This window comes from Dolichospermum sp. LEGE 00246 (genome assembly GCF_015207865.1).
In the GTDB taxonomy this organism is placed as follows: Bacteria; Cyanobacteriota; Cyanobacteriia; order Cyanobacteriales; family Nostocaceae; genus Dolichospermum; species Dolichospermum heterosporum.
On sequence record NZ_JADEWA010000118.1, the window covers coordinates 1 to 12,566 of the forward strand.

11 protein-coding genes are annotated in these 12,566 nt (G+C 38.9%); 4 read left to right on the forward strand and 7 right to left on the reverse strand.

The window, feature by feature from the left end; translation table 11 throughout:
• Positions 1 to 101 precede the first annotated feature (101 nt).
• The 6 genes from IQ228_RS10405 to IQ228_RS10430 form a co-directional block, all read right to left on the reverse strand.
• Positions 102 to 1,628 (reverse strand): type II CAAX prenyl endopeptidase Rce1 family protein, encoded by a 1,527-nt coding sequence (locus IQ228_RS10405; protein WP_027401133.1) that lies wholly within the window; start codon positions 1,626 to 1,628, stop codon positions 102 to 104.
• 369 nt (positions 1,629 to 1,997) lie between these two features.
• Entirely contained in the window at positions 1,998 to 3,536 is a 1,539-nt protein-coding gene (locus IQ228_RS10410) for a thymidylate synthase (protein ID WP_051424227.1), read from the reverse strand.
• Positions 3,537 to 3,634: 98 nt separating this feature from the next.
• A complete protein-coding gene (locus IQ228_RS10415) occupies positions 3,635 to 4,195 on the reverse strand; it encodes a hypothetical protein (protein ID WP_193962813.1) in 561 nt (186 codons plus the stop codon).
• Between the two features lie 89 nt (positions 4,196 to 4,284).
• Positions 4,285 to 5,508 (reverse strand): type II secretion system F family protein, encoded by a 1,224-nt coding sequence (locus tag IQ228_RS10420; RefSeq protein WP_027401135.1) that lies wholly within the window; start codon positions 5,506 to 5,508, stop codon positions 4,285 to 4,287.
• Between the two features lie 76 nt (positions 5,509 to 5,584).
• Complete coding sequence (locus tag IQ228_RS10425; RefSeq protein WP_053539894.1) at positions 5,585 to 6,685, reverse strand: type IV pilus twitching motility protein PilT; 1,101 nt, start codon at positions 6,683 to 6,685, stop codon at positions 5,585 to 5,587.
• Between the two features lie 64 nt (positions 6,686 to 6,749).
• Complete coding sequence (locus IQ228_RS10430; RefSeq protein WP_027401137.1) at positions 6,750 to 8,750, reverse strand: GspE/PulE family protein; 2,001 nt, start codon at positions 8,748 to 8,750, stop codon at positions 6,750 to 6,752.
• Between the two features lie 642 nt (positions 8,751 to 9,392).
• Here IQ228_RS10430 and grpE point away from each other — a divergent pair.
• From grpE to IQ228_RS10450, 4 genes are all read left to right on the forward strand, one after another.
• A complete protein-coding gene (gene grpE, locus IQ228_RS10435) occupies positions 9,393 to 10,067 on the forward strand; it encodes a nucleotide exchange factor GrpE (protein WP_027401138.1) in 675 nt (224 codons plus the stop codon).
• 272 nt (positions 10,068 to 10,339) lie between these two features.
• The gene (locus IQ228_RS10440) at positions 10,340 to 10,495 is read left to right on the forward strand and encodes a hypothetical protein (RefSeq protein ID WP_160170591.1); all 156 of its coding nucleotides are present in this window, start codon (positions 10,340 to 10,342) and stop codon (positions 10,493 to 10,495) included.
• Positions 10,496 to 10,626: 131 nt separating this feature from the next.
• Complete coding sequence (locus IQ228_RS10445; RefSeq protein WP_027401139.1) at positions 10,627 to 11,226, forward strand: hypothetical protein; 600 nt, start codon at positions 10,627 to 10,629, stop codon at positions 11,224 to 11,226.
• A gap of 362 nt (positions 11,227 to 11,588) precedes the next feature.
• Positions 11,589 to 12,092, forward strand: a complete 504-nt coding sequence (locus tag IQ228_RS10450; protein ID WP_193962814.1) for a TniQ family protein — start codon at positions 11,589 to 11,591, stop codon at positions 12,090 to 12,092.
• A 65-nt stretch (positions 12,093 to 12,157) separates the two neighbouring features.
• Here the strand turns inward: IQ228_RS10450 and IQ228_RS10455 are convergent.
• On the reverse strand, positions 12,158 to 12,566 hold a 409-nt coding region (locus IQ228_RS10455; protein WP_193962815.1), incomplete at its 5' end, for a hypothetical protein.

A 12,566-nucleotide genomic window follows, 5' to 3' on the forward strand; every position in this document is an offset into this window, starting at 1 on the left:
CTCCCCTACCCCCCTACCTCTCTTCTCCCCCTACTTGCCTCCACCCGTCATTTTCGGGTTGACAGACTACCAGCCCTCACAGATAACTTTTTCAGCAAACCCTAATTATTACCACCTAAAAGAAACAAACTAATTAACGTGCCACTATTCCAAAGACTGTGGAGAAGCATAGAAGAAAGTAGATTGCGCGATCGCGTGTAAACTATTCCTAAGACTATTCCTAATGCTGTCAGCGGGAGTATTTCTGATAAACTGAGGTGAGCAGCGGCAAATAACAAACTACTGATCAAAATTGCCCCCCAAACCGAAGTATAACGAGTCAGAGATGGTAATAAAAAACCTCGAAATAGAAACTCCTCAAAAAATGGTGCAGCTATAGCTGCGGTAAAGAAAAATATGCCTAATGCAGTATTATCCCGGCTTTCTAGTGCCATTTGCAAAAGTGGATTACTGCCACCTTGTCCTTGCCACAATTTTTGATTAATCAGTGATACTACTACCACAATCGGTAAAGCCGTGCAATAGCCACCGAATCCCCACAAAACCCAATTACCAAAGAAATTGAAGCGAAACCAGTTGTTAGGAAGAGGGAAAAAACGCCTAATGGAAAAATATAGAACTGACAAAGAACCAAAAGCCACTAACATATAACTAACTAAAACTACAGAAGCTTCAATTCTGGCATTTCCTGTACCACGAGGAATAGGTAAAATAGATAATAATTCGGGGATAAATAATTGTCCCATTAAGAAAAATCCGAGGACAAAAACCTGAATAATTATTTCCCAATTCCAAGGAGTTGACCAAACTAAATCACTATTTGTAGCTAGTATGGATTCTCGACCTTTAAGCAATCGTTGAACCAATAAGAAAAGCAGCAGAATTAGCCCTAGAAAAGCTGTCAAGGTGGGGATAGTCGCAATTACCGCTAATTTTAACAATGCTTGGGCTGCCGCTGCTTGTTGGGCAATTTTCAGAGAGGATAAAGCTTCCTGACGTTGTTGAAGTTGATATAATTTTTCTAACGCCGTAGAACGAAACCAACTATCTAAATTTTGTTGAATTAGCTGTTCAGCTTTAGGAAATAACTGGGGAGGTTGACTCCACATTCCGCTTAATACTTGGGCAGTTTCTTGATATTTAGAATTGATATTTGATGATTGCTGTAATTGATTCCAAGTTTTAATAGCATTGTCTGTTTGCTGTTGCTGTGCTTGTAAAATTCCCAGCCGCAAATCTACTTCTGCTAATAATTTTTCTTGTTGTTGGATAGATTTTTGTAAACTTTTTTCTTCTGCGGAAACTGGAGTTGCTGGCGAAGATTGCAGTTTTACTAATTTTTTATTAGTTGCCTCTAAACTAGTTTTGACAGATTCACTCGCTTCTTGATATTGCTTTGTTGCGCTCATCTTAGGATTAGCACCGAGAATAGATTCTTGAAATGTTTGAATACTTTCGTCGCTACTGTCTTCTGGTTGCCATGCCTGAGCTTGTAAGACAATATTCGTCTGGTACAATTCTAGACGACTCTGGAACTGAGGTTTTTGCCAGCTACTTAATAAAGATAACCCTGACAACATTATCGCTAACAAAGTTAGCCCAATTAACAGCAACCGTTTAATTGTCATCTATCCCCCTTGGACTTACAAGTACAGGAGCATTAGCCCCTTGGCAATTATAAGCCAGTACCGCAGGGTAGAATTAAAATTTAAAAAAAGTAGCTTAGATCAAGTTTATATGAGCTTTGAGCCATTGTTCTAGGTCGGTAAGTAATTGGACAAAAATATTTACAGTCATTGCGAGGGAAGGGAAGCAATCACAACCCTTGGAATTGCTTCATTTCACTTCGTTCCATATGGCTAACGCAATGACATTGTGTAATTAATTCTGTCTCACTACTTAACGTGAGGGTAATTTCATCAAGCTGGAGTTCCCCTTGGGTTTCGACTTGCTTCTGAACATTACTAAACCCCTACAAATCTAGGTTTTTCGTGATTTTATAAAAGTCCAGATTCCAACCGTTTTGAGTATAGCTGCAATTTTACTGGTTTATCCTGTTCATAAATAAACTGTTCTTTCATTAACAAAGCCATTTCCGCTTTTTGCAATTCCACACCTAAATACATGGCATGGGAAACTTGTAAACCCGGACAATCTGTGAATATTTGCTGGGAAAGTTTATGTGCAGATTTACCAGAATAACAATTAACTACTTCTCCAGAACCAGGAGTTGTATGTTCGACAATAATTTGATGATTCTGAATAGTAATAATAAAACTACCAGCAGGATCAAAATAGTCTTTTTGTTGAGATATTTTAAGATATTGAGATGAAATGACATTGGCGACATTTTCAAAACAGTCATCATAAATATGGGCGCTTTGACTAATAGTAATTAATGCCCCCATTTTTAATGTATGAGCAGTTCTTTTAACCAAAGAATTATAAATATACATTTGTAAAGCCCTTAATCCCATAGCATTTGCTGGCCAAGCTGAGAACATATCATTACTACGAAAAGTTGCAGTTAAAGATAGTTCATTATCAACTATTCTCACCCAAACATGATTTAGACAAGGGGGATTGTCATTATCATCTTGACTAGCATCCCATAAGGACATTACAGCCCTCGCAGAATCAATATCATTGGCTAATTTTTCAATGACTTGTTCAATTTGATCACGTCCAAACCAAGAACGTAAACGTTGCCCATAAGTATATTTTACTCCTTCTCGATTGGGTGCATCATCTAAAATTTGCGAAATATATTCTTCTAGAAAACTTCTATCTATGGGTAAATAATTGGGTTCGGGAAAATAGAAATCCTCCGGTTCTTCGGTGACAACTGCCATTAAATCTATCAATTCTTGCCATTTACCATCATAGCCAGTGGGTCTAATTGTACCAGTGGTTTTAATTCTATGAATGATTTTTACCCAAGTTTCAGCAATTGTTTTACCTTCAATTCTGTGTCCATAGCGTGTTCCTGGTAAAACAGTTGGTTCAACTGTAGTCATAGGAAATTCTACAGGTATTCCCCAAGGTGCAACGGTTTCTTTTTGGGCGTAATATTGAATTTTTTCGACAGCATCAGCAATTGATGTAGCGTCTTGAATTTCTACGGAATGGCGTAATTTTTCCAAGGCATTGATATCAATATCAATATCAATATAACCAGGAATAGGAGAACAAATTACCCAAGATTTTCGCCCAGCGTCGCTAATACTTTCTGCCACACCATGACGGAAGAAATCACTTAAACATTGACAAGCACCAGCATTTTTATCTTCTTTGGTAGCGTTGAGAATAACTAAATACCGCACATGAGGATTTAGCAATAAGTTGCGAATTAGTAAGTTGATACCTCTAGTAGGTGAGTATAACTGTCCGATTACAGCATATTCATTTGATTGTAGATGTTTAGCGATCGCTTGTTTCACCATCCATCCTGTAATCACTGCGGTTTGACCACTACCATAAATCAATTGGTTTGGTTTGTGTTGTGCTGTGTAATAGAATTGGGTGATTTGACCCATATTAAGATAACCACTCACTGAGTTTTTATTCAGGATACAATAATTAGTCTAGATTAATCACACATTGTCAAAAAAGGTAGCTAAAACCGGGCATAACTTTACGGGTTTTCGACATTTTCTTGATAAGATACTTGATATTCTTGATCTTCCAAAGTTATCGGCGTTTGTTTTACAAAAGGTAAGTCTACACCTACTAAACCTCTTTGAATCCGTTCTGATGTTTGATTAAAAATTACAAACAGAGGATAAATGGTATTAGTACCTTCACTCAAAATATGACTGTGACGAGGGTGCATAATCCATTCATATTCTTTATCTAAGTAAACTTGGCTTTGTCTCCATCTTCCCAATAAATCAGAAAAGTCTTCATGGGGACGATGAATAAAAACCAAAATCTCCACACCGGTTTTAATTTTCCATTCCGGGTCACACATGATTATAGCGATATCACAGGGTAAACTGGTGGTTTGTGAGGTTTTAGTTTCTAGATCACGGATACGGACAATAGGTAAAGTGATAGTAATGACACTTTCGGCAGGACGACGGAGACTAGGAATCATCTCCAAATAGGGACGATGTTCTTTAAGGAGAGCGATCGCCGATAAATGATTGCTGTACTCAGCTAAACTGGTTTCATAAACAGATTTTTGTAAAGTCATATCTTTCTCAAATATAAAAATATAAAGTATGAAGAATAAAAGATTAAACTTGCTTATTTACTCTTTATTCTTCATCTTTCAATCCTTCCTTAACCCATCTTTTCAAATACTTTGAACATCGGCAGGTACATAGCCAACAAAATTGTCCCTACCATTCCCCCCAATACCACAATCATCACGGGTTCTAAAACGCTAGTAAGCGATTTAACTGCCTGTTCTACTTCGTCTTCATAGAAATCAGCAACTTTCATCAACATTCCATCTAATTGACCGGTTTCTTCACCAATACTCATCATCTGAATTGCCATACCAGGAAAAACCGATTCTTTGAGCAAAGCCACACTAATCATCCCCCCCTGTTGAACTTCTTCACGAGCAGCGTCAATAGCATTAGCAATAACTTGGTTTCCAGATGTATCTCGCACAATTTCTAAACAAGTTAAAATTGGTACTCCAGAACGAGTTAATGAACCAAAAGTCCGACTAAAACGGGCAATGGAAGATTTTTGAATTAAATCACCAAACAAAGGTAATTTCAGAGCAATACCATCAATATTTAACCTACCAAAAGGGGTTTTGTAATACTGCTTATAGGCAAACGATAATGCAAATAAAATCCCAATAATCAATAAAGACCAGTAACTTCGCAATATTGAACTACAGTCCATCAAAAATTGCGTAAGCGGTGGTAATTCTATACCTATATCTTTAAAAATGGCGGCAAAAATGGGAATTAGAAAGACTGTCATCCCTACAAAGATAGCAGTTGCCAAAAACCCTACTACCACTGGATAAGACATAGCCGATTTAATTTGGTTCTGTAACCGTGCCATATCTTCTAATAGTTTAGCTAAACGATTTAAAACCTCATCTAGCACACCCCCAATTTCTCCAGCTTGTACCATACTCACATACAAACCATCAAAACAATCAGGATGTTTACGCATGGAATCGGAGAGGTTAACTCCAGTTTGAACATCAGCACTAATTTCAATTAAAGCCGCTTTAAGCTTAGGGTTACCACACTGTTCAGAGAGTACACCCAAGCCTCTAACTATGGCTACACCTGCATTTACCAAAGCAGCAAATTGACGAGAAAAAACCGCTTTATCTTTTACAGAAACCTTAACAAAGGAATTCTGAATTTTCTGGATATCAAACCGAGAAGCCAAGCTTTGAGATTCCTTTAACTCTTGAACAACAAAACCTTGGTCTCTAAGATTAGTCCGAGCATCAGTCAAGGAATCAGCGGTAAATTTTTCAGTTCTGGATTTTCCTTGAGAATCACGAATACGAGCAACGTAGGTAGGCATAATATTAATTTAAAATTTTAGAATTGGTAATTGGTAATTGGTAAACATTTCCCCCTGTTCCCCTGCCTATTACCTGTTAACGCAATTTAGCTCCTGCTGGGGCTGTCGCACCAATTAGACGCTGGACTTCATCTGGTTTAGAGGTTTTAGAGATTGCCGCTTCAAAAGAAATAGTTCCAGCTTTGTATAAATCAGCCAAAACCTTTTCTAGAGTTTGCATTCCCAATTTACCACCAGTCTGAATAGCTGAATAAATCTGTGCTGTTTTTCCTTCCCGAATCAAGTTAGAAATAGCGGGAGTAATCACCATGATTTCTTGAGCCATAACTCGACCATATTCATTAGCTTTGGGATTTTTCTTAGGTACTAAAGTTTGACTAAAAACTGCAACTAAGGAGTTAGATAACTGCACCCGCACCTGAGTTTGTCTTTCTGAGGGGAAAACGTCAATAATCCGGTCAACGGTTTGTGCAGCAGAGCTTGTATGTAATGTACCAAATACCAAGTGACCTGTTTCTGCGGCGGAAATTGCCAAAGCAATTGTTTCTAAATCCCGCATTTCTCCCACGAGAATAATATCTGGATCTTCCCGTAAAGCTGCTTTCAAAGCATTAGCAAAACTCTTCGTATCTTCCCCTAATTGGCGTTGGTGAACTAGACTTTTGATAGGTTCATAAACAAATTCTACAGGATCTTCAACTGTTAAAATGTGTTCTGCCCTAGTCCGATTAATTAGGTCAATCATTGCCGCTAGGGTAGTAGTTTTACCAGAACCAGTTGGACCTGTAACGAGAATTAATCCTCTAGGTTTTTCCGTCATTTCCCGAACTATATCGGGCAAACCTAATTTTTCAAAGTTAGGAATTTTAGAACTTAATGCTCGTAAACAAGCAGCAAAAGCGCCCCGCTCTTTGTAGACATTCACCCGAAACCGAGCTAGTCCTTTTACACCATAAGAACAATCTAATTCCCAGGTTTGCTCTAAGGTTTTGCGCTGAGTGTTATTGAGCATACTAAAAATTAACCTTTGGCACTCATCAGCAGTTAAGGTATGTTCACCAATAGGTGTTAAATGTCCACTAATCCGAAAATAGGGAGGCAAACCAGCAGATAGGTGTAAGTCTGAGCCACCCATATTAATTAGTTGCTCCATTAAGTCTTCAATCATCATTTCCATAGTCTTGTTCCACTCCCATTAATTAACAATAAAAAACTGCAAACTCTCAATTCAAAATATGTGGTTAATCTGTAAATCGAGGTGTCATACAGTAAGGACAATCTAACCATTCTGGTTGTAATTCCCCTGTACAAGTCCGACAAGTCAGACCACTTTTGCGTTTAGCCTTTAATTCAGCTTCTAAACCTGTGTCTGTGAATGTTACCCGTTCTACCTCTTCTAGGGTAGTTGCACCTTGGCGAACTAGGTCTAAACTGTATGCCAGTAAGGTTTTCATACCCTCTTCAACAGCCACTTCTTTGATCCTTTCTGTAGGTGCTTCCTTGTTAATAAGGGTTTGTAATTCTTCAGTAATCCGCATCACTTCATAAACACCACAACGCCCCTTGTAGCCAATGCCATTACATCTTGAACAAAGATTTTTACGGCTGACTATTTCTTCTGGTGGGATAATATTGGCTTTATAGAAAGTCACCTGAGCCTCTTGGGAAGCTGATAAACCATAGCGAGCGAGTTCTTCAATGGTGGGACTATAGGCAATCCGACATTCAGAACAGACACGACGAACTAGACGTTGTGCTAAAACACCAATGAGAGAACTGGAAACCATGAACGGTTCAATACCCATTTCTCCTAAGCGAGCGATCGCTCCCGGCGCATCATTAGTGTGTAAAGTAGTTAATACCAAGTGACCGGTTAATGCTGCCTCAATCGCCGTTTTTGCAGTTTCCTTATCTCGTGTTTCCCCCACCAGCAACACATCTGGATCTTGACGCAAGAAAGCCCGCAAAGCCGTCGAGAAATCCAACCCCTTTTCCCGAATTACCTGTACTTGAGTAATCCCCGGTAAACTGTACTCAATCGGATCTTCTACCGTACTAATATTAATCCCCGGATCATTCTTTTCTGACAGTGCCGAATACAACGAAGTCGTTTTACCCGAACCAGTTGGTCCTGTCACCAAAATCAACCCAAAGGGCTTACTAACCATATCCTGAACAATTTTTAAGGTTTCTGGGTCAGTAATTAACTTATCTAAACCCAATTGGGTAGAGGAGTTATCTAAAATCCGGAGAACAACCTTTTCTCCATAACGACTAGGTAGAGTATTTACCCGAAAATCCACCTTTCTCCCCGCAAATATCCGGCGGATACGTCCATCTTGAGGTAAACGTCTCTCGGCAATGTCCAAATTGGAAATAATTTTAAATCTGGCTGTTACTGCCGGGATAATTTTTTTCGGCATATTTTCAAATGCCTCACGTAATACCCCATCCTTACGGAAACGAATCCGTAAATATTCTTCCTGGGGTTCAATGTGAATATCCGAAACACCCTCACTTAAAGCCTTCAACAAAATCCGATTCACAAGTTTAATAATAGGTGCATCATCAGCACCCTTCATCGCCTTATCTAAATCAACATCATCATCACTACTTTCCTCTATTTCCAGATTCTCTAAATTGTCTAAATCCCCCTTAACATCATAATTTTTTTGTTGATCTAAGGTCTTTTGGCGGGCAGCTTGCTCATTTAAGTATTGATTAATGATGCCCAAGTAATCTTTCTGCGTAATTACCCGCCGCTGAAAAGACAAACCTTTAGGACGCAAAATTCGGTTAAGATCATCAGAAGCCTCTAAATTATCTGGGTCAACCATCGCCATTAAAATATAAGGTGACGGTTGGTCATCATGTCTTGACAATGGCACTAGATAATGGCGACGACATAGCTCCACAGGAATGAGTTCTTGAATCAGCATCCCCACATTTGTTGTATCAATTTCGTTGATTTCAGTATCAAGCGACTCAATACCGTATAAAATTTTAAGTTCAAATAAGTGTTGTTTTTTGTATGCTGTTACCTGTTCAGGAGCTAATTTTCGGTCAGTAATTGACTCTAATACTTCTGTCAGTAGCTTGCCAGTCTTGCGGCTCGTAGCTACAGCCTGTCTCATTTGTTCATTATTGATATAGCCAGATGCTACTAGTTTATTAGCAAAGGGCGAAAACTCAGTTCTGATAGTTATCGCCGTACTGCGCCCTTGTGGTGATGAGTAAGTCATAAGCAAGTGGGTTAGGGTAGGGGAATCTCTTCTTTAAGTATTCCCTCACGGTGGTATATACTTCTCATTGATACTGTATTAAATTCTAGCCAACAACCTTTTGATGTAAAAATTTTTATATTGACAATTTATCACCATAGAATAACAGGAAGATCACATCCTACTGAAATATAGGTAACGAAGACAACCTCCATCGTGTTGCTAAACACGGAATTAAACCCATAATTACCTTACTCGCTGAAGGCTGAAGGCCGAATGCTGATAGCCTGTTAAATTTCTGCTGTTAAAAGCATCTAGGATGGGTAGATAATAGTAAACGAAAATAAACAGGTAAACTATTTAAAGAAGAATTCAGGAGTCAGAATCAATCAGTCGGGGATTCAGACCCACAAACGATTGAAGACCACCAAATCTAGGATTTGGTGGGGATCTTAAACCCGGTTATTCATCCGCCACTCGCACAGAATTCAGAATGGATTCTGACTCGGTGACTCCTGAATTCTGTTGGATAAACCAGGAATTGGGCGAATCAACTAAAGATGTAGCAAGTAGTTGCTAAAGTTACCAAAAACGCCTAAGTCTACCGCAAACCATTCTTCTCAGCACTTCAGTGACTGAGTTTTCCACTTACCACATATTCTTATGAAAAGTGACTCCCCGTCCGAAATTAACCCCCAAGACTCTAGCAGCGAAGCTAATGAGCAAGTAGCAAACCAAATAAATGAACAGGGAGATAATATACTCACTGAAGAAAATGGTAATGCTACAGCCAATCACATCGAAGTAGATATCTCTGTCTTAGCAGATTTATCTCAGCAAATTGAAACCCTTAAAGCTCAATTGGAAGACCGTAGCACTCAATATATGCGAATTGCCGCAGATTTTGAGAATTACCGCAAACGAACTGCCAAAGAAAAAGAAGAAATTGACCTACAGGTAAAGCGCAACACAATTACGGAATTGCTACCTGTCGTTGATAATTTTGAACGAGCGCGAGCGCACCTCAAACCCCAAGGCGATGGTGAAATGACAATTCATAAGAGTTATCAAGGGGTTTATAAACAATTGGTGGATTGTCTCAAACGTTTAGGTGTAGCACCCATGCGCCCTGAAGGTCAAGAATTTGACCCGAATTTGCATGAAGCTGTGATGCGAGAACCAACCGACGAACATCCAGAAGGAACTATTTTAGAAGAGTTAGTTCGGGGCTATTATTTTGGCGATCGTGTACTCCGCCATGCAATGGTAAAAGTAGCTGCACCGAGAGAAGATATATCTGTGGACTCAGAAGATTTGTCCAATCAAGATAACGGTTAGCCTAAACAGTATAAGGCTGTGGATACTTACTTAAAGTTCCACCGCCTTACGCTTATAGCATCGGGGTCAAATGAGCAATCGTACAGAAAGTTACGCTAAGGCTGTAACCTTTACTGGATAAGTATTTTGTCAATCAATATTTTTGGTAATTCTCAACGTACCAATTTACCCAAACTCTATTTGGTACAACAATTTCATACGACACAGCACTGGGTTGAGGCTCCTAAATTTCAGAGACTTCAATTGGTACAGGTATCTCGTAGGTAAAGAGAATGTTAAAAACAGGTCATCAAGTCCTTAGCGTAAGTTTCGGAATGGATGCTCATTTCACCCCTATTTCCTTAACTTTTCACGATAACCCCGACAGCTTGATAATGGCTTCGTCTGCTGTACCCCAACCCAACCTACAAGATCGGCGATCGCACTAATGTTGACACTTGTAAACATTAGTGTCACAATTATACTCGTGTGAATTAATGATGTTGTTACAGATATGACATACATCACTTTAACACTAATAATTAATCAAAACCATGAATACCACAATAGGAGAGAAAACATGACTTTGAAAATGAGGACTACATTTTTTGCAACTTTAACTGCTGTGGCTTTGACCTCAAATATTATCACTCCATATCAACCTTGGGTGCAAGCTCAGACTGTGAAACCTGTGCCTAGTCCAGTACCAACGTACAATCCTTCCCCATCAGTAACACCAAATCCCGTTGAAGTTACTATTCCTGACGGAACCGAGATTATCCTTTCCACACTTGATGAGCTTTCTAGCAAAACAGCAAGAACAGGAGATTTAGTTAACTTGCGGGTTGATGAAGATGTAATTGTAGAAGGTAAAGCAGTAATAACAGCAGGAACGCGAGCTCGTGCTGAAATTGCTGAAGCACAAAAATCAGGATTATTTGGTCGAAAAGGAAAACTTTCTCTCAAAATTTTGTCAACCTCAGCAGTAGACGGCACGAAGATATCATTGCTGGCAGGGCGAAATAGCGAAGGTGGTGGAAACGTAGGAGTCAGTATCGCTGTATTCGCCCTTGTCAGTCCACTTGGTTTTTTTATTAAAGGTCAGAATGCAGTCATTCCTGTTGGTACAAAGATCCGAGCAATTATAGATGGCAAAACAAAAATTTCGATATCTCAATGATACTCCCAGCCAACAGATACTTCGACAAGCTCAGTACAAGTGGCTTATTTGTTTGGGGTACAGCCGGGATACCAGCAAGTGCGATTCGTTCTGGAGAAACCCCAGTTGTACAGTGACTAATTATCTGTCATTGTGACAAATTAATGTCATTTTATAAATCCTTGCTTTACAAGGATTTTAGCGTCTTAACGATATTATACTTCAATCCAGTTAGTGACAAAATAAATGTCGTTTCCCATGAACATGACAAATTAACTGTCGCGTTACTGATTAAAAAAAGTTTTTGTATATGTTCATAATGACAAATTGACTGTCGCTTTCCGGTAGGCTGTTTTACAGGAAGTGGCGCAGGAGTACAAGTGATGACTGCACCAGATGTTAAGCCTTGGCTTTTTATCATCCAACCTTATGAAGGGGAAAGCCTGAGCCATTTTCTAGGTCGTTTTAGACGGGCTAATCATTTATCTGCTGCTGGGTTGGGTAATTTGGCTGGGATTGGTGCAGTAATAGCACGGTGGGAAAGGTTTCATTTTAATCCTCGTCCTAGTCAAAAAGAGTTGGAGGCTGTCGCATCTGTGGTGGAAGTGGATGCCCAAAGGTTAGTCCAAATGCTGCCACCTGTTGGGGTGGGTATGCAGCATGAACCCATTCGTTTATGTGGTGCTTGTTATGCGGAAACACCTTGGCACCAGATTAAGTGGCAGTTTAAGGAAACTGGGGGATGCGATCGCCATAATTTGCGTTTACTATCCAAGTGTCCCAATTGTGATGCTAGGTTTAAAATACCTGCTTTATGGGAGTTAGGAGTTTGTCAACGGTGTTTGATGACTTTTACTGAGATGGCTGAGTCTCAAAAGCCTGTTTAGAGTAAGCTGTTGTACCTTTAGTTTGTATAAACACAAGTAAATTGAAGTATAATCATTATCTATGATTACTGATTTTTATTAGGTAGAGATGCCCATAACCATGTCATAAAAGCATTATATATTGCTTTATCTTTTCGTTCAAATTTCAATTCTCTCAATATATCTAATATTACTTCAGAATTAAAATTACTGCTTTCAACAATATTTTTAAATTCGTCTAAAGCAGATAATGAATTAATTATAGATTGACTTTTTGTATGCAATTCTTCTACTTTTTTTGAAGTATGAGAAAAGTCACGCTCAACTTTACAATAAATGGTTTGACCAAACTCAAGTTCTAGTTTCACAAAATGAAGATGTTTTCCCTGCCATGTAAGAGTAATGTCATCATCTCTTAATATTTTGGCATTACCAAAAATCGGAATATCTATAGATTTATTACTGACATCTGGATTTTGTAATAGAGCAGAAATC

What these genes read in the sequence shown, in the direction of transcription:
- IQ228_RS10405 (WP_027401133.1), bottom strand. Translation starts at nt 1,628, where the DNA reads ATGACAATTAAACGGTTGCTGTTAATTGGGCTAACTTTGTTAGCGATA.
- IQ228_RS10410 (WP_051424227.1), bottom strand. Translation starts at nt 3,536, where the DNA reads ATGGGTCAAATCACCCAATTCTATTACACAGCACAACACAAACCAAAC.
- IQ228_RS10415 (WP_193962813.1), bottom strand. Translation starts at nt 4,195, where the DNA reads ATGACTTTACAAAAATCTGTTTATGAAACCAGTTTAGCTGAGTACAGC.
- IQ228_RS10420 (WP_027401135.1), bottom strand. Translation starts at nt 5,508, where the DNA reads ATGCCTACCTACGTTGCTCGTATTCGTGATTCTCAAGGAAAATCCAGA.
- IQ228_RS10425 (WP_053539894.1), bottom strand. Translation starts at nt 6,685, where the DNA reads ATGGAAATGATGATTGAAGACTTAATGGAGCAACTAATTAATATGGGT.
- IQ228_RS10430 (WP_027401137.1), bottom strand. Translation starts at nt 8,750, where the DNA reads ATGACTTACTCATCACCACAAGGGCGCAGTACGGCGATAACTATCAGA.
- grpE (WP_027401138.1), top strand. Translation starts at nt 9,393, where the DNA reads ATGAAAAGTGACTCCCCGTCCGAAATTAACCCCCAAGACTCTAGCAGC.
- IQ228_RS10440 (WP_160170591.1), top strand. Translation starts at nt 10,340, where the DNA reads ATGTTAAAAACAGGTCATCAAGTCCTTAGCGTAAGTTTCGGAATGGAT.
- IQ228_RS10445 (WP_027401139.1), top strand. Translation starts at nt 10,627, where the DNA reads ATGACTTTGAAAATGAGGACTACATTTTTTGCAACTTTAACTGCTGTG.
- IQ228_RS10450 (WP_193962814.1), top strand. Translation starts at nt 11,589, where the DNA reads ATGACTGCACCAGATGTTAAGCCTTGGCTTTTTATCATCCAACCTTAT.